This window comes from Mycobacterium tilburgii, assembly GCF_902168065.1.
GTDB lineage: Bacteria > Actinomycetota > Actinomycetes > Mycobacteriales > Mycobacteriaceae > Mycobacterium > Mycobacterium tilburgii.
This window is the reverse complement of sequence record NZ_LR655690.1, coordinates 180,682-206,018: the sequence shown is the minus strand read 5'-3', so window position 1 is coordinate 206,018 and position 25,337 is coordinate 180,682. Positions and strand designations below refer to the sequence as shown.

The 25,337-nt window shown below is 63.8% G+C and carries 16 protein-coding genes and 17 pseudogenes; 22 read left to right on the top strand and 11 right to left on the bottom strand.

Features of this window, described 5'->3' with window-relative positions; genetic code table 11:
- Nucleotides 1-20: 20 nt before the first annotated feature.
- Entirely contained in the window at nt 21-392 is a 372-nt protein-coding gene (locus tag FQ389_RS18515) for a pyridoxamine 5'-phosphate oxidase family protein (protein WP_260860342.1), read from the top strand.
- A gap of 12 nt (nt 393-404) precedes the next feature.
- Here the strand turns inward: FQ389_RS18515 and FQ389_RS00965 are convergent.
- A pseudogene (locus tag FQ389_RS00965) lies at nt 405-1,217 on the bottom strand (DUF1295 domain-containing protein).
- A 281-nt stretch (nt 1,218-1,498) separates the two neighbouring features.
- Between FQ389_RS00965 and FQ389_RS21035 the strand changes: the two are divergent.
- Nucleotides 1,499-2,046 (top strand): annotated as a pseudogene (locus tag FQ389_RS21035) (condensation domain-containing protein); the annotation flags it as partial.
- Between the two features lie 429 nt (nt 2,047-2,475).
- On the opposite strand, the gene FQ389_RS00950 reads toward FQ389_RS21035, so the two are convergent.
- The gene (locus tag FQ389_RS00950) at nt 2,476-2,799 is read right to left on the bottom strand and encodes a DMT family transporter (protein ID WP_144205811.1); all 324 of its coding nucleotides are present in this window, start codon (nt 2,797-2,799) and stop codon (nt 2,476-2,478) included.
- Nucleotides 2,800-2,863: 64 nt separating this feature from the next.
- Between FQ389_RS00950 and FQ389_RS00945 the strand changes: the two are divergent.
- Nucleotides 2,864-3,283, top strand: a pseudogene (locus tag FQ389_RS00945) (DoxX family protein).
- Between the two features lie 81 nt (nt 3,284-3,364).
- Here FQ389_RS00945 and FQ389_RS00940 read toward each other — a convergent pair.
- From FQ389_RS00940 to FQ389_RS21865, 3 genes and pseudogenes are all read right to left on the bottom strand, one after another.
- Nucleotides 3,365-3,610, bottom strand: a complete 246-nt coding sequence (locus FQ389_RS00940; RefSeq protein ID WP_144205810.1) for a hypothetical protein — start codon at nt 3,608-3,610, stop codon at nt 3,365-3,367.
- A 77-nt stretch (nt 3,611-3,687) separates the two neighbouring features.
- Nucleotides 3,688-4,031 (bottom strand): annotated as a pseudogene (locus FQ389_RS00935) (acyl-CoA dehydrogenase family protein); the annotation flags it as partial.
- Nucleotides 4,032-4,165: 134 nt separating this feature from the next.
- Nucleotides 4,166-4,465, bottom strand: a pseudogene (locus FQ389_RS21865) (acetyl-CoA C-acyltransferase); the annotation flags it as partial.
- 105 nt (nt 4,466-4,570) lie between these two features.
- Between FQ389_RS21865 and FQ389_RS00925 the strand changes: the two are divergent.
- From FQ389_RS00925 to FQ389_RS00915, 3 pseudogenes are all read left to right on the top strand, one after another.
- Nucleotides 4,571-5,280, top strand: a pseudogene (locus tag FQ389_RS00925) (thiolase C-terminal domain-containing protein); the annotation flags it as partial.
- A 78-nt stretch (nt 5,281-5,358) separates the two neighbouring features.
- Nucleotides 5,359-5,632, top strand: a pseudogene (locus FQ389_RS00920) (GntR family transcriptional regulator); the annotation flags it as partial.
- A pseudogene (locus FQ389_RS00915) lies at nt 5,630-6,073 on the top strand (ATP-binding protein); the annotation flags it as partial. The pseudogenes FQ389_RS00920 and FQ389_RS00915, both read left to right, overlap by 3 nt.
- A 630-nt stretch (nt 6,074-6,703) precedes the next feature.
- On the opposite strand, the gene FQ389_RS00910 reads toward FQ389_RS00915, so the two are convergent.
- On the bottom strand, nt 6,704-8,185 hold the full coding sequence (locus FQ389_RS00910) for a cytochrome P450 (protein ID WP_144205809.1): 1,482 nt from the start codon (nt 8,183-8,185) through the stop codon (nt 6,704-6,706).
- A gap of 116 nt (nt 8,186-8,301) precedes the next feature.
- Here FQ389_RS00910 and FQ389_RS00905 point away from each other — a divergent pair.
- Together FQ389_RS00905 and FQ389_RS00900 are read left to right on the top strand one after the other, a co-directional pair.
- A pseudogene (locus FQ389_RS00905) lies at nt 8,302-8,960 on the top strand (TetR/AcrR family transcriptional regulator).
- Complete coding sequence (locus FQ389_RS00900) at nt 8,941-9,855, top strand: SDR family oxidoreductase (RefSeq protein ID WP_144205808.1); 915 nt, start codon at nt 8,941-8,943, stop codon at nt 9,853-9,855. Before FQ389_RS00905 ends, FQ389_RS00900 begins: the two are co-directional and overlap by 20 nt.
- Here the strand turns inward: FQ389_RS00900 and FQ389_RS00895 are convergent.
- Both FQ389_RS00895 and FQ389_RS00890 read right to left on the bottom strand, forming a co-directional pair.
- A pseudogene (locus tag FQ389_RS00895) lies at nt 9,852-10,118 on the bottom strand (DinB/UmuC family translesion DNA polymerase); the annotation flags it as partial. The gene FQ389_RS00900 and the pseudogene FQ389_RS00895 sit on opposite strands and share 4 nt — an antisense overlap.
- 108 nt (nt 10,119-10,226) lie before the next feature.
- Nucleotides 10,227-10,423, bottom strand: a pseudogene (locus FQ389_RS00890) (helix-turn-helix domain-containing protein); the annotation flags it as partial.
- Between the two features lie 80 nt (nt 10,424-10,503).
- Between FQ389_RS00890 and FQ389_RS00885 the strand changes: the two are divergent.
- From FQ389_RS00885 to FQ389_RS00820, 13 genes and pseudogenes are all read left to right on the top strand, one after another.
- Nucleotides 10,504-11,048: pseudogene (locus FQ389_RS00885) on the top strand (NAD(P)H-dependent oxidoreductase).
- Nucleotides 11,049-11,575: 527 nt separating this feature from the next.
- Nucleotides 11,576-11,815 (top strand): glutaredoxin-like protein NrdH, encoded by a 240-nt coding sequence (gene nrdH, locus FQ389_RS00875; RefSeq protein ID WP_144205806.1) that lies wholly within the window; start codon nt 11,576-11,578, stop codon nt 11,813-11,815.
- Between the two features lie 33 nt (nt 11,816-11,848).
- Nucleotides 11,849-12,358, top strand: coding sequence for a class Ib ribonucleoside-diphosphate reductase assembly flavoprotein NrdI (gene nrdI, locus FQ389_RS00870; protein ID WP_260860338.1), 510 nt, complete (start codon nt 11,849-11,851; stop codon nt 12,356-12,358).
- Nucleotides 12,328-14,493: a class 1b ribonucleoside-diphosphate reductase subunit alpha gene (nrdE, locus tag FQ389_RS00865; RefSeq protein WP_144205805.1), complete on the top strand. Its 2,166-nt coding sequence runs from the start codon at nt 12,328-12,330 to the stop codon at nt 14,491-14,493. Before nrdI ends, nrdE begins: the two co-directional genes overlap by 31 nt.
- Before the next feature lie 367 nt (nt 14,494-14,860).
- On the top strand, nt 14,861-15,088 hold the full coding sequence (locus tag FQ389_RS00860) for a hypothetical protein (protein ID WP_144205804.1): 228 nt from the start codon (nt 14,861-14,863) through the stop codon (nt 15,086-15,088).
- A 50-nt stretch (nt 15,089-15,138) separates the two neighbouring features.
- Nucleotides 15,139-15,584: pseudogene (locus tag FQ389_RS21020) on the top strand (MmpS family transport accessory protein).
- Nucleotides 15,581-18,437 (top strand): annotated as a pseudogene (locus FQ389_RS21015) (MMPL/RND family transporter). Before FQ389_RS21020 ends, FQ389_RS21015 begins: the two co-directional pseudogenes overlap by 4 nt.
- Nucleotides 18,438-18,512: 75 nt before the next feature.
- Nucleotides 18,513-19,486: pseudogene (locus FQ389_RS00845) on the top strand (NADP-dependent oxidoreductase).
- 142 nt (nt 19,487-19,628) lie between these two features.
- Nucleotides 19,629-20,513, top strand: a complete 885-nt coding sequence (locus FQ389_RS18470) for an LLM class flavin-dependent oxidoreductase (RefSeq protein WP_313901939.1) — start codon at nt 19,629-19,631, stop codon at nt 20,511-20,513.
- Nucleotides 20,507-20,686, top strand: a complete 180-nt coding sequence (locus FQ389_RS00835) for a helix-turn-helix domain-containing protein (protein ID WP_144205900.1) — start codon at nt 20,507-20,509, stop codon at nt 20,684-20,686. The genes FQ389_RS18470 and FQ389_RS00835 overlap by 7 nt, the downstream gene beginning before the upstream one ends.
- A 76-nt stretch (nt 20,687-20,762) precedes the next feature.
- Complete coding sequence (locus tag FQ389_RS00830; RefSeq protein WP_144205899.1) at nt 20,763-21,503, top strand: TetR/AcrR family transcriptional regulator; 741 nt, start codon at nt 20,763-20,765, stop codon at nt 21,501-21,503.
- Nucleotides 21,504-21,659: 156 nt separating this feature from the next.
- Nucleotides 21,660-23,204, top strand: a pseudogene (locus tag FQ389_RS00825) (flavin-containing monooxygenase); the annotation flags it as partial.
- Between the two features lie 115 nt (nt 23,205-23,319).
- The gene (locus tag FQ389_RS00820) at nt 23,320-23,769 is read left to right on the top strand and encodes a universal stress protein (RefSeq protein WP_144205803.1); all 450 of its coding nucleotides are present in this window, start codon (nt 23,320-23,322) and stop codon (nt 23,767-23,769) included.
- A gap of 10 nt (nt 23,770-23,779) precedes the next feature.
- Here the strand turns inward: FQ389_RS00820 and FQ389_RS18465 are convergent, their stop codons facing one another.
- Nucleotides 23,780-24,166 (bottom strand): hypothetical protein, encoded by a 387-nt coding sequence (locus FQ389_RS18465; protein WP_260860328.1) that lies wholly within the window; start codon nt 24,164-24,166, stop codon nt 23,780-23,782.
- Nucleotides 24,094-24,396, bottom strand: a complete 303-nt coding sequence (locus tag FQ389_RS21860) for an SDR family NAD(P)-dependent oxidoreductase (protein WP_407662716.1) — start codon at nt 24,394-24,396, stop codon at nt 24,094-24,096. Before FQ389_RS21860 ends, FQ389_RS18465 begins: the two co-directional genes overlap by 73 nt.
- Here FQ389_RS21860 and FQ389_RS18460 point away from each other — a divergent pair.
- Entirely contained in the window at nt 24,346-24,651 is a 306-nt protein-coding gene (locus FQ389_RS18460; RefSeq protein WP_260860326.1) for a hypothetical protein, read from the top strand. The genes FQ389_RS21860 and FQ389_RS18460 overlap by 51 nt on opposite strands.
- A 50-nt stretch (nt 24,652-24,701) precedes the next feature.
- On the opposite strand, the pseudogene FQ389_RS00810 reads toward FQ389_RS18460, so the two are convergent.
- Nucleotides 24,702-25,176: pseudogene (locus FQ389_RS00810) on the bottom strand (aldehyde dehydrogenase family protein); the annotation flags it as partial.
- Between the last annotated feature and the right edge of the window lie 161 nt (nt 25,177-25,337).

Below are 25,337 nucleotides of genomic sequence, written 5' to 3'. Positions count from 1 at the left end.
CATCAAGGCACACAACAACTTTGAGTACCGCCGAGCAGACGACGATCGCGACCACGGACACGTTGTTCCTGGGCATCACGCATCCGAGCCGGGGCAGCGACGCGTCGCACCGGGGAGGTGATTCCGGATTCGTCCGCGTTGAGTCCCCGACCAGGCTGTGGTGGCCGGATTACCCGGGCAACAACATGTTCAACAGCCTAGGCAACCTGATGGTTGACGACGAGGCCGCGCTGCTGTTCGTCGACTTCGCCACCGGCGCGACCATCCAGCTCTCCGGCACCGCCCAGGTGCAGTGGACCGCGCCCGGAGCCGAGGGGGACGATGGTGCAGTGGAACGCCGGGTCGCATTCACCGTCGCCTCCGTGGTCGCCTTGCCGCCGACGGCGGCATAACCGGAACTGCTTCTACTCCTTGACTTTTCGTGGCGGACGCGGCACGAATCGCGACACCCGATCGATGACGTCCTGGTACAACGGACGGCGTTGCAGGCTACGCGCTCCATCATCGGGATGCTGGCGCCGAGCAGCATTGCCAGCATCGCGGTCGCTCCGAGGACCAGCCACCACTAATCGGCGAGCGCCCCCGCGATGCCGAACACCGCGACGGCAACCCAGCTGAACTCACCGAAGTAGTTCGGGTGCAGCGACCAGGCTCACAGGCCCCGGTCCATCGTGTAGCCGGGCTGCCGGCGCGCGACGAATCGATGCATCTGGACATCGGCGACCAACTCCACGGCCACGGCGGCCAGGCCCACGACGAAACCGGTCCAGCTCAGCCATACCCACCCCGAGTCGGGTCGGATCACCGCGACGTAGGCTGGGACCGTTCCCAGAAACACCTGCAGCGTCGGGACCACATGGATGGCTATCAGATCGGCGAGGAACTCCCAGCGGCCCGCCCGCTGCTTGAACATCGGGTAACGCCAGTCCTCGTGCTGCAGGCCCGGAAACGCGTAAACCCAATTTGCGGTCAACCGAACCGCTCACAGCAACACCACAACGGCTAGTAGCCAGAACCGCAATTGGTCGACCGTGGGTGCCCCCGGGTCCACCAGTAAAACAACATCAGCGGCGGAGCGACACTCTAATAGGCGTCGTAGTAGATCGAGTTACGAAACGCGCGGCTGAACACGCACACCATCAGGGTGACAAGCATATCGGCAACACCAGGGTATCCAGCCACAGCTGACCAGCGGACGGACCCCCACGAACAGCCATCGCAGCAACCGCGAGGGCGATCAGGTAGACTACTGTCACAAGCCACAGGGACTGAGGCTTGCTGGCCGTCGTCAGGCTCGGAGTATAGGGAGCCTGCGCCTATCAGTGACTCAGGTCTTGTCCGGGACACGACCCGCGATCGAGTGCAAGTCTGAAATCCCGCGCCCGACTACGCATTTAACCCAATCCTCAAGTCGACACGCGACTGTTCAGCAACTGTTCATTCGGCGCAGCGTTACTCTGCACAGGTCGCACGGTCACGTTAGTGTCACCCGTTATCGAGCGGTAGCGTGTTCGCCTGCGCGGTGCTGGCCGAGCATCGGTTGACCTGCGCCGCAACGTATTCGGGCTCACGACGTTCGACAATCGTCGCGACCCCGCCCACGCCCTCACCGTCGGCTGGCTGGCGAGTTTCGTCCCGCTGGCGATTCCCGCCGCGGAAGCGTCATTCGACGAGGTCGTCCGGGCCGCACAGGAGTCGTTCGACACCAACGCCGCGCTCGAAGCGGTGCCCTTCTACCACCTGCTCGAGTCGCCGGGCGGCTCGTCGGAGGGTATCCAGGTGCCGGACCGTCCCGTCCCCATGCTGTCCTACATCGATATCCGCAAGCTGCCGTTCGGCGACGACTACGGCGATCTGCGGGCGGGTATCTGGGGCGACAACCGGCTGCCGGAGACTGTGTGCATGTGGGTCAACCGCATGCACGGCAAGACGCAGGTGGTGGTCGCCTACCCGAGCACCGAATTGGCCCGGGCTTCGGTACACCGCTATGTTGAGACGATGCGGGCCGAGCACCCAGCAGTACGTCGCGCCGCTCTGAGTCTCGATCCGGCGTTCGTCGCCCTCGCGGCGACCGCCGATGGCCGTGCGGCGCTTGCGCGCGAGATCTTCGCCGCGCTTCCCGACCCGTATTTCGAAGGTCCCCGCGAGAACTTGCAGAGTTGGTTTCATCTCGACGACGTTCCGGCCGACGTCGTCGAAACCGACGCGGTGACCGCAAAATCGGTGATGCCGCGGATATTCGGCACGGCCATGGTGCCCGGTGTGGTCGCCGAGCACGCGGTGGTGATCGACGTTCCGGTGCTGCTTGGCTTCGGTGTGGTGGACGTGCCGCCGGCCCGCGCGCCGAGGTGGCTTTGTACAGCAGCAGCCCGGACATCACCACCCTCGTGTTGGCGGGCAGCGCGCACTGTCATAACATGGCGTCCAGCCGGCACCGGCTGTGGCGGCGACTGCTGGCCTGGACGGACGTCGTCGTCAATGGGCGCCGGACAGATTCAACGTGACGACCCCGACGATGATCAGTGCGACCCCGACGACCTTTGCCACCGAAATCGGGGAATCCAGAAACAACACCGCGATTAACACAATGACGGTCGTGCCGATCGCCGACCACAACGCGTAGGCGACGTCGGTCTGCATGCCGCGCTGGATCGACCACGCCAGTAGCGCGAAAGACGTGCTGTAGCCGGCCAGACAGAACACGGTCGGCACCAGCCGTGTGAACCCTTCGGTGCTCTTGAGCAGGCTGGTCGACACCACTTCGGTGAAGATCGCGCCGAGCAGGAGCAGGTACGTCAACGCGCCTCCTTACGTGGGTTGTGCATGAATCTGTCTACACCACCGGTTCCGTAACGTTGGGCGTATGACGACGAATCTCGATGATCGCCTCGCCCGCGTGGCGCTGGCCGTGCTGAGCCTGTTCCGACTGGTTTACGGCTTTCTGTTCGCGGTGTCCGGCTCGATGAACCTGTTCGCCTGGCCCATCCGCCCGGGCATGCCGGTGCAGGTCGGCGCGTGGCCCGGCTGGTACGCGGGGCTCCTCGAGTTCGTCACGGGACTGTTGATTGCGGCCGGATTATTCACCCGCACAGCCGCGTTCATCGCCTCGGGCGTAATGGCGGTCGCCTATTTTTGGATGCGTCAACCGCACGCCCTGTGACCGATCGGTTCTCCGCCCGTCGGCAACGGGGGACTACCGGCGATCCTGTTCTGTTTCGGGTTCTTCCTGTTGATTTTCGTCGGCCCGGGCCGCTACGCGATCGACGCCCGGCGTCGGCACTGAATCAGTCGCCCCAGCGGCCCCTGTGCCGCCGCCAGTTCCAACAGCGTGATGCCGTCGCTGTGGCGCTCGCGCAGTACTTGGTTAGGGGAACGTGTAGGGCGGTGCCGCCTCCGGGCTGCGCTGCGCCTGCACGACGATGGCGTCCAGCAGGGTGCGCGCCATCGCCAACCGCGGATAGCGGTCATGGATCGCCGCGGTGATCCCATCGTCGATGAACTCGGCGTCGCGGCCGAAATCCACGCCCACGCCACTGCGGACCAGGTGGCACAGCGCGCCGCGACGATCGGCGATGCCCATCGAGGTGTGGAGGGCGATGGCCTCCCACACCCCGTCAACCAGGGCCCGATCGCAGCCGTGCTCGGTGAGCGGGGCGGCCGTCAGGTCCGCGCCCTCGACCTCGAATCTTTGACCGCCGAGATGTCGGCGCGCACCGCCTTGTAGTCATTGAATTGATCTATTTTCCAGTCCGTTTGGAGGGTGAGCAGCCGGAATGCCTCGATTTCCATCCACGAGTCGGAGATCATCTCCTGCACGAGTTGCTTGTCGGACAGCGCTTCGCCCTGGGTGTAGCGCGACACCGCCCGTTCACAGATCATGTCGAAATGCGCCGAACCAAGCCGACCGTGCGCATCGCATGATGAATACGCCCGCCGCCGAGCCGGGTCTGCGCCACCACGAAAGCCCCGCCGCGCGGCCCCAGCATGTGATCGGCGGGCACCGGCACGTTCTCGTAGCGAACGTAGCACTCGAGATACCTTGTGGCACAGCGGGATAGCGCGTACGCAGTTCGGGGTTGTCACCGTCGATCGTCGGAACCCCAGCCGTGGCGTCCCACCGGGACGTCGATTCGACACCGCCCGCAATCACCAGGCCCTCGTGACCGGCGGCGATCGCGGATGCGGCCACGGTGACGGCCTGCTGGCCCGATCCGCAAAAGCGGTTCAGGGTCATCCCCCGGGTGCGGTCTTGAGCCAGCCCGCCAGCAGGACGGACAAGCCGCGATGTCGTTCGCCGTGGTCGCCGGACAGGATACCGTTGCCGGCGATCAAGTCGCCGACCTCGGGTGGGGTCGAAACCGGTCCGTTTGGTAGGCGCGGTGAAGCAGCGGGCGAGCAGCGCCTGCAAATGGACGGCATGCAATGCGCCGTCGGGGCGGCCGCGGCCGCGGGGCGTGCGGACCACGTCGAGAATCCAGGCGTCAATGACGGACTCCCATCGTCGGGGCGGGACCTTGCGATCACCGGTATCGTAAGTCGTCTCTCAACATACGAGAACTACCCTCTCCAAATTAGCGAAGATGTTCTCGCTTGCGGCGGTCGCGGGCCACGGCAGGCCTGGCACGTGGTGGTGTAACGCACCATTCAGATGCTGGACGGCACCGTGCCGGTCAAGCAAGACGACAACGCACCGGCCCCGCCCGCTGGCGCGGATGTTCGAGACCCCAAGGGCGAAGAGCGGCCAGCCGTCGGGGCGATGGGCTACGTCAACGATCTGGTTGCGGCCCAAGCGTATTCGGCCGCAAACTGGTTGGCCCTGAACTGCTGCCGGCACATAGAGCTATACGGCAGCACCAAGGAGCAGCTAGGGTAGGTGGCGTTGAACGGCAGGCGCAAAGCCGCTTGCCGTGTGCCGCGACCGCGGCCCAGATGTGGTCGCGCACCGAATTGACACCTGCCAACCTCGCGGTTGCCGAATTGTACGACGGCTTCACCTATCTCACCCTCACCTGGCTGGAGGCCCTGGGGATCTGCGGCGACGGCGAGGCCGGTCCATTCGTCGAGGGCGGTGCGAAGATCGCCCGGGACGGCCAGTTGCCGCTGAACACCTACGGCGGCCAGCTCTCCGCCGGGCGCATGCACGGCTACTGGGCGCTGTACGAAGGTTGCCTGCAGCTGCGCGGCGGCGCGTGCGAGCGGCAGGTGACCGAACGCCCCGAAGTCGGCGTGGTGTCCGTCGGTGGCGGGCCCGTCGCCGGCTGCTTGCTGCTCACATGTTGAAACTGATTGTGGGAATGCAGCATTGAGCTTCAGGTAAGCCCCGCGCCGCGCGCGGGCGAGACGAAGAAACTGGCCGCGATGATCGCCCGCGAGATCGAGGCGGACATCGTTCGCCGCGGTTGGCCGTTCGGGGAATCGCTGGGCTCCGAACCTGCGCTGCAAACGCTATGGGGTGAGTCGCTGGGTGCTGCGGGAGGCCGTCCTCCTCGTTGAGCACCATCGGGTGGCGCGGATGCGTCGTGGCCCGGGCGGTGGCCTGTTGATCAGCGAACCCGACGCGAGCCCGGCGACCCGCGCGGTGGTCATTTATCTCGAATACCTGGGCACCACGCTCGGGGACTTGCTCAACGCCCCCGACGAGGTGCTGGCGCAGTGCAACCAGCCCCTGTCGGCGAATCCGGGCGCCGTCGCCTACATGGTCCGCAAGTCGGCCGACCTCAAGCCCGCGCGTTCGTTCGCCGTCAACTACACTGACTAAATAGGCCTGTCTCAGGACGGCATCGAAGACCTGCAACTGGTCGACACCGAGCTGGCCACCAAAAGCCTGATGTATACCGACGGCGCATGCCGACTGGCCTTTTGGCGCGACGCCGATTACCTGGTCTGCGAGGCCCGCGACAGCGGACGATTCGACGACCCGCTGGTGGGACGGCTCGACCCCGGCCGGACCGGACCGGCCAGCCGCGGGCTGTACCTGGTGAACGCGATCTCGGACCTGGTACGCACCCACACGGCGAGCACCGGGACGACGATCCAGGCCTACCAGCGGATGGCCCCCGTCCGGCCCGATGGGCTGACTCGCCGGAGGCCAAGGAAGACGGCCCACCAGGGAACCGAAGTTCCCGGCAGGCCGTCCTTTTCGACTGGGCTAAAGGCCTAAGGCCGCCAAGGATTCCGCTGAGAAGCCCGCTGGTGCCGCCGCCCACGCTGAGCACGGGTGGGCCCGGTGCCTCCGGCGGCTGTCGAGCAGCTCGGAGAGCAGTACCGCGGCGACGCCTGCGGCAGCTGTGAGGGCTTTAACGCTTTTCTTGGTGCTGTTTCCCTGCATAATCAATCCCTTTCATGCACTAACAAACATATGTAGAACAAGAAACGACATGGCCCCGGGATTGGCCGATATCGAAACGGGTTACCGATGATCTCCGTCGGCGAGTCCGTCACCACCTGGACCGCGGCCGCCAGTGGGCCGATCGCCGCATTCACCGCGACGCTGCACGAGCAGCGGCATCGCCGTCGAGACACTGCAGTTCCATCAGATGACGTCGGCCGACTGCACTGCCACCTTACATCTGTGGCAGCGACGACACGCGTTCCGAGTGGGCGATGGGGCTGGCCGCCGACCCGACGCAGTCGGCGCTGGCAGCGCTGATGGCATGCGCCAATCGGTTGACGGCCTGAGTTTCGACTCCCAGCGGCGTCGGGATCAGAGCGGGCGCAATACGATTGGCATGCCGTCCTTCGGCACGGGCATGCCGCCGTAATCCCACTCGCACTTGTAGCCCGGGCGCGGCGGCTCGAGCCAATACTTGCGCAGCAGGCGATGCAGAATCGTCTTGATCTCCAACTGCCCGAACGTCATTCCGATGCACTTGTGGGCGCCGCTGCCGAACGGCGTGAACGCGTAGCGGTGCTGCTTATGTTCCTTGCGCAGCTCGGTGAACCGTTCCGGGTCGAACTTCAGTGGGGCTTTCCACAATTCGGGCAGCCGGTGATTCATACCGGGGTAGGCGATGACGTTGGTGCCCTTCGGGATGTAGTAGCCCAGCAGCTCGGTGTCGCGCACGGTTCGGCGCATGGCCCATTGTACCGGCGTGACAAGCCGGATCGACTCGTTCATCACCAGGTCGAGCGTCTCCAGCTTTTCCAACGAATCGATGTCGAGCGGTCCGTCGCCGAGCCGGTCCGATTCTTCGCGGCAGCGCTGCTGCCACCGTGGATGCGCGGCCAAGTTGTGGGCCATCGCGGTGACCGTCGACGTCGAGGTGTCGTGGGCGGCCATCATCAAGAAGATCATGTGGTTGACGATGTCGTCATCGGAGAACTTGTTGCCGTCCTCGTCCTCGGTCTCGCACAGCACCGACAGCAGGTCGGTACCGGGATTCGCGCGCTGTTCCTTGACCCGCTCGCGGAAGTAGTTCTCCAGTAACGCACGGGCCTTGAGGCCGCGCCACCAGGTGAACGGCGGCACGGGGGTGCGGATGATCGCGTTGCCCGCGCGCGTGGTGATCGCAAACGCCTTGTTGACCTTGGTCACGAGCTCGTGATCGGTGCCCGGCTCGTGGCCCATGAACACCATGGACGCGATGTCGAGGGTCAGTTCCTTCATCGCCGGGTAAAGCACAAAGCGGGCGTCGTTGGGCACCCAGTCGTTGGCGATCGTTTGCGAGACCACCTGGTCCATCTGCTCGACGTAACTGACCAGCCGCGACCGGACGAAGGCCTCCTGCATGATGCGCCGGTGAAACATGTGCTCCTCGAAGTCGAGCAGCATCAGGCCCCGGTTGAAGAACGGCCCGATCACCGGCACCCAGCCCTGCTGCGAGTAGTCCTTAGTGCGGTTGGAGTAGATGACCTGGGCGGCATCCGGGCCCAGGGCCGCGACGCCCGGCAGGACGGAGGAGTTCCCGAACACCACCGGGCCCTTGGTCTGGTAGAGGTGCAGCAGGTAATCCGGGCCGCCGCGGAGCATCTCGATGCTGTGCCCGAAGATCGGCATACCCGCGTCCCCGAGGACCGGCTTGAGCCCGCTGCCGGGCGGCGGGTCGGCGAGCTTGTGCTCCGGGAATTCGGTGTTCAGTAGCCTGCGCTCGACGATGCCCATGCCGGGGAAGTTGTTGATCGACGGTGTGAACAGGCGCCGTGCCTGGTCGAGCAGGTAGTGCGGGGTGCTGATGGTGGCGGGCATGGACGCTCCTTTGCGGAACCCTAAGCCGGTGATATACGTCACTCGTCACTAACCTTCGGTAAAAAGTTGACGGCTGTCAAGTTTGCTTTTCGAGCGGCGTGGGGCAAGGTCAGGGAATGAGCAGCCACGCGGAGTCGGGCGAGCCGGCCACCTGCCGTCGCGGCGACAAACACCGGCAGGCGATGACAAACACCGGCAGGCGATCATGCAGGCGGTGCGGGAACTTTTGCAGGAACGCCCGTTCTCCGAGCTGTCTGTCAGCACCATCAGCATGCGCGCCGGGGTGGGTCGATTCGGGTTCTACTTCTACTTCGACTCCAAATATGCGGTGCTAGCGCAGATCGTCGCCGAAGCCACCCAGGAGCTCGAGGAACTCACTCAGTTCTTCGCTCCCCGCTGGCCCGACGAGTCGCCCGAGCAATTTGCTAAGCGGATGGTTGGCAGCGCCGCCGCCGTGTACGCGCACAACGATCCAGTGTAATGCTGCTCGCTACACCGACATTGAGATCCAGGGCATGCTCGAGCAGCAGTTCGAGGTGGTCGTGAACGAGATCGTCGCCATCGTCGAGGCGGAACTGAAGGCCGAGACCGCGAATTCGATCAGCGACGACATCCCGACCCTGGTGCGCACCCTGACCGGCACCACGTCGATGATGACATCGACCGTCGCGTGCGGCTCCTCGAGCAGTTGTGGCTGAACTCCCTGTGGGGTGGCCGGCCGAAGCTAGTCCGGTACCGCCGGTATCGTCACCGTCATGGCACAGCGGGGATCTAGGCGTTACTTCGCGGGCAAACGCAGTCTGGTCACCGGCGCGGCCAGCGGCATCGGCCGGGCCACGGCATTGCGGCTGGCGGCGCAGGGCGCCGAGCTGTTCCTTACCGATCGCGACGCCGACGGGTTGGCGGTCACCGTGGCCGACGCCCGGGCGTTGGGTGCCCGGGTGCTGGTGCACCGGGCGCTAGACATCGCCGACTACGACGCGGTGGCGGCCTTCGCCGCCGACCTTCACGCCGCGCACCCGAGCATGGACGTGGTGATGAACATCGCCGGCGTGTCGGCCTGGGGAACCGTTGATAGGCTGAGCCACGAGCAGTGGACCAAGATGGTATCGATCAACCTGATGGGCCCGATCCACGTCATCGAGTCGTTCGTCCCGCCGATGATCGCGGCCGGCCGCGGGGGGCACGTGGTCAACGCGTCGTCGGCGGCCGGGCTGGTCGCGCTGCCGTGGCATGCGGCCTACAGCGCCAGCAAGTACGGGTTGCGCGGCCTGTCCGAGGTGTTGCGCTTCGATCTGGCCAGGCACCGCATCGGGGTGTCGGTCGTGGTGCCCGGGGCGGTGAAGACACCGCTAGTCAACACCGTTGAGATTGCGGGCGTCAACCGGGAAGACCCCAAGGTCAGCCAGTGGGTCGACCGATTCAGCGGGCATGCGGTGTCGCCGGAGAGGGCGGCCGAAAAGATCCTGGCCGGTGTCGCGAAAAACCGGTACCTGATCTACACCTCCCAGGACATCCGAGCGCTTTACGCGTTCAAGCGACTGGCGTGGTGGCCGTACAGTGTGGCGATGCGTCAGGTCAACGTCGTCCTCACCCGCGCGCTGCGGCCCAGCCCGGTGACGATGCAGGCCGCTGTGCGGCCTGGGGAGGAGGCGGGCAATCAGCTCTAGCCCGGCATCACCAACTCGAGTCGCACCCCGAGTAACCGCACCGGACGGTCGAGTTCGAACAAGTCCAGCACGTTGCGTGCCGCCATGATGACGGCGGGATCGGCTGTGGGCGCGGGCAGCTTACGGATCTTGGTGCGCGTACAGAACGTGGCGGTGCGCACGGTGACGGCTACCCGCGTGACGACGCGGCCCGCGACGACCTCGTCGAGCGCCTGCCTCGCCAATTCCGTGACCGTAGAATTAATTTCGGAACGCTCGGTGACGTGCAGAACCCATCTCGGTGACGGCGCGGCCATGTGGTCAGGTCAATGTCTACAATAGCTTGCGCGCCAAGCTTTCCCAAGCGTCACCTTAGGGTATCGAGGGTGTGTACGCCGTAGTTCAGTGCCCTTGCCGACGCCTGCGGCCGCCGCGACGTCGTCCATCGTGACCGCGTCCGCCCCGCGTTCGGCGACCAGGCGACGCGCCGCCTGCAGCAACAGTTCACGATTGCGTGCTACCTCGCCCCATTCGGGGGCAGCTCCCGAGCCGTTAGGGGTAGCTCGGCTGACCGCTCGACACTGCTCATAGCCGCACTTTAACGCCGATGGAGTAAATCGGACTATGAGTCCGTTTTAGCCGTGCGAGGACTTCGACAACCGTAGGGAAGTGGCAGAGATCAAGGTCCTGGCGTTAGTGGGAAGTCTGCGGGGCGACGTCGATCAATCGCAAGATCGCCGTACTAGCGGTTGAGGTTGCTCCCGATGATGTCGTCGTGACTGTGTTCGAGGGTTTGGGCGAGCTTCCGTTCTACAACGAGGAGATCGACGACGACGCCACGCCGTTGCCTCCGGTGGTGGCGCTGCGCTAAGCCGCGGCCCGTGCGGATGCGGCCGCTGGTGGTGACGCCCGAGTACAACGGCAGCATTCCGGCGGTCGTCAAGAACGCCATCGACTGGCTGTCCTGTCCGTTCGGCAACGGCGTGCTGAAGGACAAGCCGTTGGCGGTCATCGGGGCATTCGGCCGGTACGGCGGAACTTGGGCACATGACGAGACGCGCAAGTCCTTCGGTATCGCCGGGCGCGGGTCGTGGAGTCGATCAAACTATCGGTGCCGTTCGGCAGCCTGGACGGCAAGGCGCCCGCCGAGCACGCGGAAGCTGGTAGCCAACGTGCGCGAAGCGCTCGGCAAGCTCACTGCCGAAGTCGGGTGATTTAGCGGTATCCCACAAGCCGGTCACGCGGATGACCAGCAGCGTTCGCCCAGGTGAATAGCTAAAGCCGCCAGCTGGTGCTGGCGGCCTTGCTGACCGGTTGGTGCAGACGATGTCTCGCCCGGACTGCGGCGGGTTGTCGGTGGGCGCTGCTATACCCCGTATTCATGAACGTCACGAACGCAGTGTGTGATCTGCGACACGCCGTGCGTCGACACGCGGCAAGGCCTACGACCTGGGAATTTCAAAATTGTTATTCAGAACATCTTGTATCTCGAGATCTTGTCAGCCACTAGGTGTAGTGTTTCAGCAGCCGGCAGATCCCAGGTTCAGCAAGCCAGCCAAGCCAGTCAAGGCCTAGAGAACTTCCCGGAATCGGCTCTCGGGACCGAAGCCAGGCGCTTCGGTCCCGAGAGCCGCAGGACGGGAGTCTTGGGGCTTGGCGGATCGCTGAAGATAGCGGAGATGCGGTGCCCCTAACAGTTGCCAAACATCTCGACCTTCATTCACGCAGAGGAGCGGCTTCCATGACGATCACCGTGTACACCAAGCCGGTATGTGTGCAGTGCAGCGCCACCTGCAAGGCCCTCGACAAGCAGGGCCTCGCTTACGAGACGGTCGACATCGGCCTGGACACCGAGGCGCGTGACTACGTGATGGCTCTGGGCTACCTGCAGGCGCCCGTCGTCGTGGCGGGCAATGAGCATTGGTCGGGATTCCGGCCCGATCGGATCAAGGCGCTCGCCGGAGCCGCGCTGAGCGCTTAGTGCAGTAAATGAGCAAGTAAGGGGGTTGCGGCAATGGATGTCACCGAACGCAACCTGAATTGGACGGGTGACGACCCGCTGCACCCGGCAGCGCCGGGCTTGCGATCGTCGCTGGTCTACTTCTCCTCCGTGTCGGAGAACACCCACCGCTTCGTCCAGAAGCTGGGTGTTCCCGCCACGCGGATACCGCTGCATGGTCGCATCGAGGTCGACGATCCGTATGTGCTCATCTTGCCGACGTACGGCGGCGGCAAGGCCACGCCGGACATCAACAACGGTGGCTACGTCCCCAGGCAGGTTATCGCATTCCTGAACAACGAGCACAACAGGTCGTTGATCCGTGGCGTCATCGCGGCGGGCAACAACAATTTCGGCGCCGAATTCGCCTACGCGGGCAACGTCGTTTCCCGCAAGTGCGGCGTCCCCTATCTCTACCGTTTTGAACTCATGGGCACCGCGGACGACGTGGACGCTGTCCGCACGGGCCTGATCGACTTCTGGAAGGAACAGACGTGCCACCAACCGTCGCTGCAGAGCCTGTAACCGCCGGCACGCATGTGTTGCCCGAAGAAACGGACTATCACGCGCTGAACGCGATGCTGAATCTGTACGACAAGGACGGCAAGATTCAGTTCAACAAGGATGTGCTGGCGGCGCGGCAGTACTTCCTCGAGCACGTCAACCAGAACACGGTCTTCTTCCACAACCAGGACGAGAAGCTCGACTACCTGAGCCGCGAGAACTACTACGAGCGTGAGGTTCTCGACCAGTACTCGCGCAACTTTGTCAAGATGCTGCTGGACCGGGCCTACGCCAAGAAGTTCCGGTTCCCGACGTTCCTCGGCGCGTTCAAGTACTACACCTCCTACACGTTGAAGACCTTCGACGGGAAGCGGTACCTGGAGCGCTTCGAGGACCGTGTCGTCATGGTGGCGCTCACCCTGGCGGCCGGTGACACCACGCTGGCCGAGAAGCTGGTCGACGAGATCATCGACGGCCGGTTCCAGCCGGCCACCCCGACGTTTTTGAACTCGGGCAAAAAACAGCGTGGCGAACCGGTGAGCTGCTTCTTGCTGCGCATCGAGGACAACATGGAGTCAATCGGGCGATCGATCAATTCCGCCCTGCAGCTGTCCAAGCGCGGCGGGGGAGTTGCTTTGCTGCTGAGCAACATTCGCGAGCAAGGCGCGCCGATCAAGAACATCGAGAACCAGTCGTCGGGTGTCATCCCGATCATGAAGTTGCTCGAGGACTCCTTCTCCTACGCCAATCAGCTGGGCGCGCGGCAGGGCGCGGGCGCGGTGTATCTGCATGCGCACCACCCCGACATCTATCGCTTCCTGGACACCAAGCGGGAGAATGCCGACGAGAAGATCCGCATCAAGACGCTGAGCCTGGGCGTGGTGATCCCCGACATCACCTTCGAGCTGGCGAAGAAGAACGATGACATGTACCTGTTCTCGCCGTACGACGTCGAGCGGGTGTACGGCGTTGCCTTCGCCGACATCTCGGTGACCGAAAAGTACTACGAGATGGTCGACGACGCGCGCATCCGCAAGACCAAGATCAAGGCGCGGGAGTTCTTCCAGACGCTGGCCGAGCTGCAGTTCGAGTCGGGCTACCCGTACATCATGTTCGAGGATACGGTGAACCGGGCCAACCCGATCGACGGCAAGATCACCCACTCGAACCTGTGCTCGGAGATCCTGCAGGTGTCGACGCCGTCGGAGTTCAACGATGACCTCTCGTATGCCAAAGTGGGTAAGGACATTTCGTGCAACCTTGGCTCGCTGAACATTGCCAAGGCAATGGACTCACCGGATTTCGCGCAAACCATAGAGGTGGCGATCCGCGCGTTGACCGCGGTCAGCGATCAGACGTCGATCAAGTCCGTGCCGTCGATCGAGCACGGCAACAACGAATCCCACGCGATCGGGCTTGGTCAGATGAACCTGCACGGCTATCTAGCGCGCGAGCGCATCTTCTACGGATCCGAAGAGGGCATCGACTTCACCAACATCTACTTCTACTGCGTGCAGTATCACGCGCTGCGGGCGTCGAACCGGATCGCGATCGAACGGGGTAAAGCGTTCGGTGGTTTCGAGCGGTCCAAGTACGCTTCGGGTGAGTTCTTCGACAAGTACACTGAACAGGTGTGGGAGCCGACGACCGAGAAGGTTCGTCAGCTGTTCGCCGACGCGGGGATTCGTATTCCGACGCAGGACGACTGGAAGCGGTTGAAGGAGTCGGTGCAGGCCCACGGCATCTACAACCAGAACCTGCAGGCCGTCCCCCCGACGGGGTCGATTTCTTACATCAACCACTCGACGAGTTCGATCCACCCGGTGGCGTCCAAGATCGAGATCCGCAAGGAAGGCAAGATCGGGCGGGTCTACTACCCGGCGCCCTACATGACCAACGACAACCTGGAGTACTACCAGGACGCGTACGAGATCGGCTACGAGAAGATCATCGACACCTACGCCGCGGCCACCCAGCACGTGGACCAGGGGCTGAGCCTGACGTTGTTTTTCAAAGACACCGCCACCACCCGCGACGTCAACAAGGCGCAGATCTACGCATGGCGCAAGGGAATCAAGACGCTGTACTACATCCGGCTACGGCAGATGGCGCTGGAAGGAACCGAGGTCGAGGGCTGCGTGTCCTGTATGCTGTAGGACACGCGGGCTTCGGATTGCTCGACCTCCTCGCGGGATGGACCTGTCTCGGGGAATGACTTCCGCCCGGGTATCTCGGTCGGACGCTTGGTGGCCCACGACGATTCCGTCGTCGAATCCCTAATTGGCGGTTGGCCGCGCTTTGCGGACAACCGCCGCGCTCCGTGGGTAGACCCACGGTGGCGACATCCCTAACTTTGCAGCCGAACGTTGGTTGGACCTCTGACGGGAATGCCGGCAGTCTGAGGGCCGTTCCGAACACCGTCGGCTCGGTACAGGCACCGGCTGCACAGGTACGACGACCCCTTCCGCGGCTGCACCACGCCGTGATCGCACTACGAAAAGGTGATGTAGCCCGTGCTTTTCGATGGATCCCGACCCCGAGATCGACCTGCGCAGTGTGACTTTCGCCGGCCAGCACACAGACGCGGCTAAGTATCTGTCCGAGCGGTGCTGGACGACGCGCATTGCCGAGATCGCCGACGTCTTCGTGGCGGCCGGACGGCCCGCTCCCACGGCCGATGGATTGCTCGAGGTGGCGAGTTTCACGCGGATGCTGAGCGGGTGCGCATTTAGCGCGTTGCGCGGCAGCTGAATTCACACGGTCCGATTTTCGTTGTGAGCACCCGAGTAAGGGTCATCGTCATGGTCGCGTCTGTACGTCGGCGACTGGTCAACAAGCTGTGGATGCCGACCCTGGTGGTCTTCGTAGCCGTCTTGGCAGAGTGCGTGATCAACTCCGCGCATCGGGTCTTCGGGTCCCAGGACCGAACCCGGAGCCCGGGCAACAAATTCTCGATAGCTCAGTTCAATCTCAAGCGCATCGAATACGACGTCTTCGGCGAGTTCGGCGGGTGGGGCAGGGTCATCTACTGGAACGTGAACTCCCGCAAGCGGTCTCCGTCGACCTGGCCGCGTTGCCGTGGACGCACACCGAAGTCACGGTGTTGACCACCGCGACCGCCGATATCACCGTGCAGGTGGACGGCGGAAACGTCGGCTGCCGCATCATCGTCGACGGCCGGGTGCACGCCGAACACTCGGCCAGCGGTGAGCACGCCGGCGTCTGGTGCCAGGTGCTGTCCGCATGAGCCACAGTGACACCTCGCGGCGACCGTTCGTCGCCAGGATCATCCGCAGGTTCGCCGTGCCGATTGTGCTGGCGTGGGTCGCACTAATGGTCGTGCTCAATGTGGCGGTTCCGCAGCTGGAGCCGGTCACCGAAGCGAACCGGGGGCCGCTGGTCCCGGTCGATCCCCCTCGTCGCAAGCGCTCATCCACATCGGAGAGGTGTTCAACGAGCCGGACAGCAACAGCCTGGTGATGGTCGTGCTGTAAGGCGGTCACAAGCTCGACGAAGACGATCACCACTTCTACGACGACCTGATAGCAAATCTGCAGCGAGACAAGCACGTTCAGCATGCCATGAATCTGTGGGGTCAAGGGACTACGGCCGCCGGTGTGCAAAGCAATGACGGCAAGGCGTCCTACACGCTGGTACGGATCGCCGGCAACCTCGGCTCAGCGGTCTCCGACGAGTCGATCAAGGCAGTCCGAGATCTGGTCTCGCAGAACAAGACGCCGTCCGGACTGAAGGTGTACGTCTCGGGATCGGCGCCGCTGTCGGCGGACATGCTGTAAGCCGGTAACGAGAGCCTGATCATGATCATGTTCGTCACCATCGTCCTTATCACCGTGATGCTGCTCGTCGTCTACCGCTCGATCAAGACGGAATTCCTGGTGTTGTTCATGGTGATGCTCGAGTTGAACTGCGGGCAGGGCATCGTGTCCTTTCTCGCCTTCCACAAGTTAATCGGTATATCCGAGTTCTCCTCGAACCTACTGGTGTCGTTGACCCTCGGCGTGGGCAACGATTACGCGATCTTCTTGATAGGACGCTACCACGAAGCGCGGCACACGGGCGAAGATCGGGAAACCGCGTACTATTCCGCCGTCAACGGCGTCTCCCACGTCATCCTAGGCTCAGGTCTCGCGGTTGCCGGCGCCACTTTTTGTTTGAAATTCACCCGGCTCAATTACATTAACACCTGCGGTATTCCGTGTGTGGTGGCCATGCTCACCGCCGTCGCGGCCGCCCTGACTTTCGGTCCGGTGGTTCTGGCGCTGGGCAGCCGGGTCGGGATATTCGATCCGAAACACTGCTCCGGGATGGGGATTTAGCGGAAAGCGGGCACTCTCACGGTCCGGTGGCCCGGCCGAGTCCTGTTGGCGAGTTGCGTGGTGGTGCTGGTGGGATCGCTCACGTTGCCCACCTACCATCCCAATTACGACGATCGCATCTACGTCGCTGACGACAGCCCGTCCAAACTGGGATATGCGGCCAGCGACCGCCATTTTCGGGTCAGCAGGCTCAACGGCGACATGCTCATGGTCGAATCCGACCACGATATGCGCAACAGCACGGAGATGATCGCACTGGACCGAGTGGCCCGCAGCGTGTTTCACACGCCCGGCGTGGGGATGATCCAGAGCGTCACCAAGCCGCTTGGGACCCCGCTCGAATATTCGTCGTTCACCTACACCATGGGTTCGATGGGAACGAAGATCAAGGAAATCCTGCCGTTACTCACCGACCTCAAACACGCGACTCACCGAAATGGCCGACATCACCGAACGCATAACGGCCTTGATACGCCATCAACAGGAACTGACGTCTCAGTCAGGCCGGCGCGGCTCACATCGCCGCCGAAGCGGCCCAGGGGATGAAGGACGTCACCGACGCGATGCGTGACAACATCGCCGACTTCGACGATGTCTAGCGTCCGATCCGCAGCTACTTCTATTGGGAAAGCACTGTTTCGACATTCCGCTTCTGCTGGTCGATTCGTTCGCTGTTCGGCGTGACCGACAAGTTCGACCAGCTCGACGAGCAGATGGACAAGAACCTGAAAGCCACGATCATTCAGGACTCGGTGATGCCGCAGCTGGTCGAACTCCTCGGCCGCAAACGTCGACCAGCTCGAACAGCTGCACCAGGTGATCATGGCCGAACACAGCACGATCGCGACACAGCTGGCCCAGTTGGACGAGCTGAGCCGGCAGATGATGGATCTAGGCTACGCCTTCGACAGTGCGAAGAACGACGAATTCTTTTATCTGCTACCGGATGCGTTCAACAACTCGTCGTTTCGCATCGACCTGAAATTCTTTATGCCGCCCTACGGCAAAGCCGCCCGGTACATGGTGTACCACGACGGCGAAGCGCTCACAGAAAACGGCATTCACCACGACCAGGCGTAATCTGCCCGCCGCCGACGAGGCGCTGAAAGGCACGACGCTGGCCGGAGCACATGTCTACCTCGGCGGCGCCGCGGCGACGTACTGGGATATCCAGGATGCGGCCGCCACCGACTTGATTATCGCGGCTACCGCGGCGTTCGCACTGATTTTCCTGGTGATGTTGCTCATCACCCGAAGCATGATCGCGGCGCTGGTGATCATTGGAAACGTGGCGTTTTCGTAATCGGGAGCGTTCGGTCTGTCGGTCCTGACCTGGCAGCACCTGCTGGGCATCCCGATGAGCTGGTTGGGTCTGCCGCTCACCTTCATCATACTGGTGGCGGTCGGCTCTGACTACAACAACCTATTGCTCATCGCCCGCTACCTGGAGGAAAGCAAGGCGGGCCTGAACACCGGGCTGATCAGAGCGGTCGTCAATTCCGGAAGGTGGTCACCACCGCCGGTCTGGTGTTCGCCGTGACGATAATGGCCATGATCTCCGGCAAGTTAGTCTCGGTCGGGGAAATGGGATCGACGATCGGGATCGGCCTGCTGCGCGACACACTGATTGTGCGCTCGTTCATCACCCCGTTATCGCCCGGCTACTCGGTTCATTCTTCTGGTGGCCCCGCCTGATTCGCGCCCGGCCGGTGCGCGCGTTGGCTGGGCGGACGGCTCCGGCCGAATACGCGAGTGTCCGATAACCCTGGTGGTCGCGACGCAAAGGTGCAGCCGTTAGTGACGTGATCCAACGACATGGATACGTGGAGTGGGAGACCATGCAAGCGATCACCGCTCGTTACCGCGTCGCCGGTTTTGGTGGACTCGCCCTGGGCGAGGTGCCTTACCCGGATGCCGCCGAGAACGACGTTGTTGTCCGCGTGCGTGGCACCAGCTTCACCTCCGACGAACTCGACTGGCTGGCCACCTGGAGCGACGCTCCGGGCGCGATCGGACACCCGTCATTCCGGTGCATGAGGTCTCCGGTGTTGTTGCCAAATTAGGTTACGGGACAACGGGACTGACAGTAGGGAAGCGGGTTTTTGGGATCACTGACTGGGCCCGTGACGGTACACTCGCGGAGTACGTCGCGGTGGATGCCCGCAACTTGCGCCGTTGTCGGCAGATGTCGACCATGTGGTGGCCGCGTTGGCGCTGCCTGGACTGACCGCATGGCAGGGGTTGTTCGTCTATGCGCGACTTGTCGCCGGCCAGACCGTCCTGGTTCACGGCGCCGCCGGTGCCGTCGGTTCCCTGGTGGTGCAGCTTGCCCGCGATGCCGGCGCTCGCGTCATCGGGAGTGATCGCGCCGGGCAACGGGACGCGGTGCTGGGCCTCGGCGCCGACGGTCTTTCGATTTGCGATCCGTCGCCTCGAGGAGGCCGGTGCGGTCGACGTGGTGTTCGATGTGATCGGTGGTTAAATCCTGGACCGATCAGCGCAATTGGTGCGTCCGGACGGCGCATTGGCCACCATTGCCGAGCCCCCACGGGTTCAACCCGAGCACGGAGCCCACGGATTCATAGTAGATGCTGGTGCCGTCGGGAGAAGTCACGGTTGTCATGCTCGGTGCAACGCCTCCGCAGACCAGTTCCCGGTTGACAATCGCGTCATGTTATCCACAGAAACCGCCATGCCCAAATCCGTTGACGGCGAAACATTTTGGGCGCAGCCGTACACCGCTCACAATGCGCCATCCGGTCCACAGAAAAGGACGCCGCCGCCTCTTTCCGGCATGGGCGGCGCGGAATAGTTGTTCTTTTTCGCGAGCGTCACGAATCGACGGAAGGTACCGAATGAGACTCTGATTTCGCCTGCCCTAGCGATTGGGAGTCGACCTGCAACACGATCTGATCGAAGCGGCGCGGGCAGCCGAGGCCGCCGGATATTCTAATGTGTGGATCTACGAGCGACTGCTCTTCCCGCAGACGCCCGTCGAACCCTATGTTGGATCTAACGTGCCGTGGCCGGAACACTCACGGCAAGCCGCCGGACCCGTTGGCTGTCCTTACCGCGGCGGCCGTCGCGACCGAAAGCGTCCGCCTCGGCACCTCCGTGCTCATTGTGTTGTGGCCCTGTACACCCCGGTGCAACTCGCCACGATCGATCAGATCAGCGGTGGCCGCGTGATCGCGGGCCTGGGCAACGGTTGGGCCACCGACGAACTGCGGGCCACTGGTGCCACCCGTGCCGATCGCCGCCGCTTTCTCGACGAGACGCTCGATGTCTTCGATGCAGTGTGGGGTCCCGATCCGGTGAACTTCCGGGGACCGCGGGTGGTCGTCGACAACGCCGCCGTCCTGCCCAAGCCGGTGGCAAGAATCCCCGTCCTGCTGGGTGGCGGCGGCCATAACCTGGCCCGCGGCACGACGTCGAAAACGTTGTGGTGCATCGCCAAACGCGCCGACGGGTGGCTGCCGCTGCTGACCACGCCGGGCCCCGGCGGGAGCCGCGCAACTGCGGGCCGACGGGGACCGCATCCGGGGCATGGCATGCGAATACGGGCGGGACGCGAACCGGATGGAGATGATCGTCGTCGGCAACGTCACCTTCACCGACCGCCTGGCCGGACCCGACCGGACCGCGTTCGTCGGCACGCTCGATCAGATCGTGGACGATTTCCAGACCGCCGTGCAGGTGGGTGCCGACGAGCTGATCGTCGATCTCAACTTGCAAAACTGGTTTCCGGCACCGATCCCGACAACGCGCGCAGTCAGATCGCGGCCTTTCTACTGTCCGCACCGCCTCACCGTGCGGGGCCGGGCGTTTCGTCATGCTGAAGTCGATCCGTCTTGCTCGCGCTCACGCCGACCTGCGGCAATCGTCGGTCGAAGATGGGACGACGGTGGCCGCCGTCGCGTATCGCTGGGGGTTCGGCAACCTTCGCTGGTTCGCGGCCGACTATCGGCGGGAATTCGGCCGCTCGCCGCGGGAGGTCCTGCGTGGGGCGTAGCGACGCGGCACGGGGGACACACACAGTCTGCCCAGGTCAACGGCTCTCGCGGGGTATGGTTCTTGATGTGGTGAGAATACCCCGGGCGCCGAGGCCCCATCCTACCGTCAAACCGGGCGGGAAAGCCGACGCGCGCAGCGAACGCTGGCGGGAGCACCGCAAGAAGGTGCGCGGCGAGATCGTCGAGGCGGTTTTTCGCGCCATCGACCGGCTGGGGCCCGAGCTGAGCGTGCGGGAAATAGCCGAAGAGGCCGGCACCGCCAAACCCAAGATCTACCGTCACTTCCACGACAAGTCCGACCTGTTCCAGGCGATCGGGGAACGGCTGCGCGACATGCTGTGGGCGGCGATCTTCCCGTCGATCAACCTGGCCACCGACTCGGCGCGCGAGATCGTCCGGCGCAGCGTCGAGGAGTACGTCAACCTCGTCGACCTGCATCCCAACGTGCTGCGGGTGTTCATCTCGGCGCGGTCCGGCGCGACCACCGAGTCGACCGTTCGCACGCTCAACGAGGGCCGTCAGATCACGTTGACCATGGCCGACATGTTTGACAACGAGCTCAAGGACATGAAGCTGGACCACGCCGCGTTCGAGCTGGCCGCGCACGCGGCCTTCGGATCCGCGGCCTCGTCAACCGAGTGGTGGTTGGGTCCCGAACCCGGCAGCCCCCGACGCATGCCCCGCGACCAGTTCGTCGCCCACCTGACCACGATCATGATGGGGGTCATCGTCGGCACCGCCGAGGCGCTGGGCATCGCGGTCGACCCCGACCAGCCGGTGCACAGCGCGGTGCGGAGAAGTCCCGCCGCTAGCTGAGCTGCGCCGACGACGTTGACATCGGTGCGGGGATCTACAACACTCCTGGTACCCAGTACCGAGGGTACTGGGTATCCGCCGTAACCGAGGCGGGGTACCCACCCGGAGGTACGTGCTGACAGGCAATAGGAAGAACGATCCATCGTGACCGATGCATTGATACAAGCCCAGGAGAACGCCGGTTCGGAGCCCGAGGCCGCGACGCCGGTGCAGACCCGCGCCCTGATCATCGGTACCGGATTCTCCGGTCTGGGTATGGCGATCAAGCTCCAGCAGCAGGGTGTGGACTTCGTCATCCTGGAGAAGGCCGACGACATCGGCGGGACCTGGCGGGACAACAGCTACCCCGGATGCGCCTGCGACATACCGTCGCACCTGTACTCCTTCTCCTTCGAGCCCAAGCCGGACTGGAAGAATCCGTTCTCCTATCAGCCCGAGATCTGGGACTACCTCAAGGGCGTGACCGAGAAGTACGGCCTGCGCCGCTACATCGAATTCAATTCGCTGGTGGACAGCGGCTATTGGGATGAGGACGAGTACCGCTGGCACGTGTTCACCGCGGACGGGCGCGAGCACGTCGCCCAATTCCTTATTTCGGGCGCTGGCGCGCTGCACATCCCGAAGTTCCCCCAGATCGAAGGCCGCGATGAATTCGCCGTTCCCGCTTTCCATTCCGCGGAGTGGGACCACAGCGTCGACCTGACCGGCAAACGGGTGGCCATCATCGGTACGGGTGCCAGCGCGATCCAGATCGTGCCCGAGATCGTCGACCAGGTCGGCGAATTGCAACTCTACCAACGCACGCCGCCATGGGTGGTGCCGCGGTCCAACCCCGAACTTTCCCCGGCGCTGCGCAAGGCTATGGAGAACGTGCCCGGGCTTCGGGCACTGGTGCGTCTGGCCATCTATTGGGGGCAGGAAGCGCTGGCCTTCGGCATGACCAAACGTCCCAACACGCTGAAATTCATTGAATCGTACTGCAAGTACAATATCCGCCGCTCGGTCAAGGATCGAGAGCTGCGCCGCAAGCTGATCCCGAACTACCGGATCGGGTGCAAGCGAATCCTGAACTCCTCCACGTATTACCCCGCCGTGGCGAACCCGAAGACCAAGCTCATCACCGACGGCATCGTGCGGATCACCCGCGACGGGATCGTCACCGCCGACGGCACGCAACACGAGGTCGACGTGATCGTGTACGCGACCGGATTCCACGTCACCGACTCCTACACCTACGTCGGCATCAAGGGCCTGGGCGGCGAGGACCTGGTCGACCGGTGGAATCGCGACGGCATCGGCGCGCATCGCGGCATCACCGTGGCCGAGATGCCGAACCTGTTTTTCCTTCTCGGACCCAACACGGGGCTGGGCCACAACTCCGTGGTGTTCATGATCGAATCGCAGATTCACTACGTGGCCGATGCGATCAAGACCTGCGATAAATACGGCGCCCAGGCGCTCGCCCCCACGCGCGCCGCGCAGGACAAGTTCAACGCCGAGCTGCAAGAACAGCTGAAGGGTTCGGTCTGGAACAGCGGCGGTTGCAGCAGCTGGTACCTCGACGAGCACGGCAAAAACACGGTGCTGTGGGGCGGTTACACTTGGCAGTACTGGCGGGCGACGCGTTCGGTGAAACCCAGCGAATACCAGTTTTTCGGCGCTGGCAAGGGCAAGCGCGCCCAACGCGCGGCGGTGTCCGCCAAGGACCCGACCCGTCCCGTGGGCCTCAGTTCAAGGCCGCCTGGTTGGGACCTCTTCACCAAATTCCTTGTAATTTGCGGTGCTGAGCGGCCTCGGGCTCTAGACTCCCTGAGATATGAGCGCCTATCAGACCGTTTTAGTCGGCACCGATGGCTCGGACTCGTCGCTGCGCGCGGCCGACCGCGTCGCCGCGGATCACGGGGGCGAAATTGATCGTTGCGACGGCACGTCCGCTCGTCGCCGAAGAAAAAGGTCGCTATGCCATTCCGCCGGGCAGCGACCACGTCGCCGACTGCCAGACGGTGGGCGAGGCCCCGTACTACCGGATCCTCCACGATGCCCGGAGCGGGCGCACCTGGCCGGGGCCAAGGATGTGGAGGAGAAGGCGGTCGTCGGTGCGTCGATCAATGCGCTGGTGCAGCTCGCCGAGTATGTCGGTGCCGACCTGCTGGTTGTCGGCATTGTCGGGCTGGCCAGCGTCGCCGGGCGGCTGCTGGGATCGGTCCCATCCGAAGTCTCGCGGCGGTCCAAGACGGACGTGCTGATCGTTCACACCTCCGAGTGACACCAGTCGACTAGATGTCGGCCGAAGTCATTGCGGCGTGCGGCTTTTCGCCCACTTTGTCACCCTTTGCAAAGGACCAAAGGTTGTGCCGCACGATGCGGTCCAGGACGCGGTCGGAGATCACGCGGCCGATTCGCACCAAAATCGCCGCGTCACGCCCGATCGTGTAGCGCGTGCGCGGGCGAGATGCAGTGGCCGCCTTGGCGATCGCCTGCGCGGCGTGCTCGGCCGAAACGCCGACCGCGCTGAACGGTCGGGCTTGCACCGTGACGGCTGTGGCGAGGTCCGGATAGCGGGTAAGTTGCGGGGCGGTCATGTTCGCTATCAGCTCTTCGGCGGTGGCGACGCCACGTTCGGCCATCTCGGTCTTGACTGCGCCGGGTTCGACGACGACCACGTTGATGTCGAGGTGTGCGACCTCGCGTCGCAGGGCGTCACTGACCGCCTCGAGGGCGAATTCGAACCGGCGTAGGCGCCGTAGGTCGGCAACACCACCTTTCCACCGACGGAGCTGATGTTCACCACGGTGCCGGAGCTGAGCAGCAGCGCCGGCAACAGCGCCTGAGTCATCGCGATGTGGCCGAACAGATTTACCTCGAACTGCTTGCGCCACTGCGCTATCGGCAAGGTTTCGACGGGCGCGTTGATGGCGATGCCGGCTTTGTTGATCAGTGCGCGCAGTGGGTCGTTCGCGACGCGGTCGGCGACGCGGCCACGTCCGATTCCACCGTGATGTCGAGAATGACCGGTTCTAGCCCCTCCGGCCTTCCGGTCACCAAGGTGTCAGCGTCGCGGCGGACACCAGCGCGATCCGACCGCGCCGCCAAACTGATTTACGGCCGCCGGGGGAGAGGCAGTGCGGGGGTGATCTGGTGGACCTGACACCTTTTCGACGTCAGTTTGGGCATGATCAAGAACTGCGGAACGTTCTAGGGCACGATCGCCCCGACCACGCCGACCGGCGCCCGGCGCAGGTCCACTTCGCCCAGCACGCCCTGGCGGCGTTCAATCCACGGAAACTTGCGGGCCTCCGCCAGGTTGAGTTGGATTATCGTCGCCGCCGCTGTCGCTTGACCCATCCTGCTGAAGGTGCGGGGCGAGCCCATCTCGTCGGTGATCAGGTCGGCCATCTCGATGTGGCCGCCGTAGATCGCGGCCAGCTGTTCGACTTTGGCCATCCGATCGGCATGAGCCATGCGTGGCCGCGGCCCCGTGGTCGAACGCGTGCCGTGCGCGGCGGCCGCCTCGACGTCCTCGCGCCCCGCCACCTGGACGTGCCTGACGGGCTCTTCGGAATGCGGCTAGATCACGGCCAGGTGTTGCGGGTTCGCGGGCTTGCGCCACTGCCCTCCGAATGAACAGTTCGTCATAGGTCCGATGGTCGGAATGGCCGAGGCACGAGGTCAGTCGTCTTGTCGCGGGCCAACTCAATGCCCGCTGGGTCAGATCGATGAGCTGGTCACGGTCCATCACAAGCCACCTGCGTCGCTGCGGTCCTCCGACGCTAACTTTAAAAACCTAATAGTGACAACAACAATGCGGTCTTGGGCTGGTGCATTCGGTGTGCG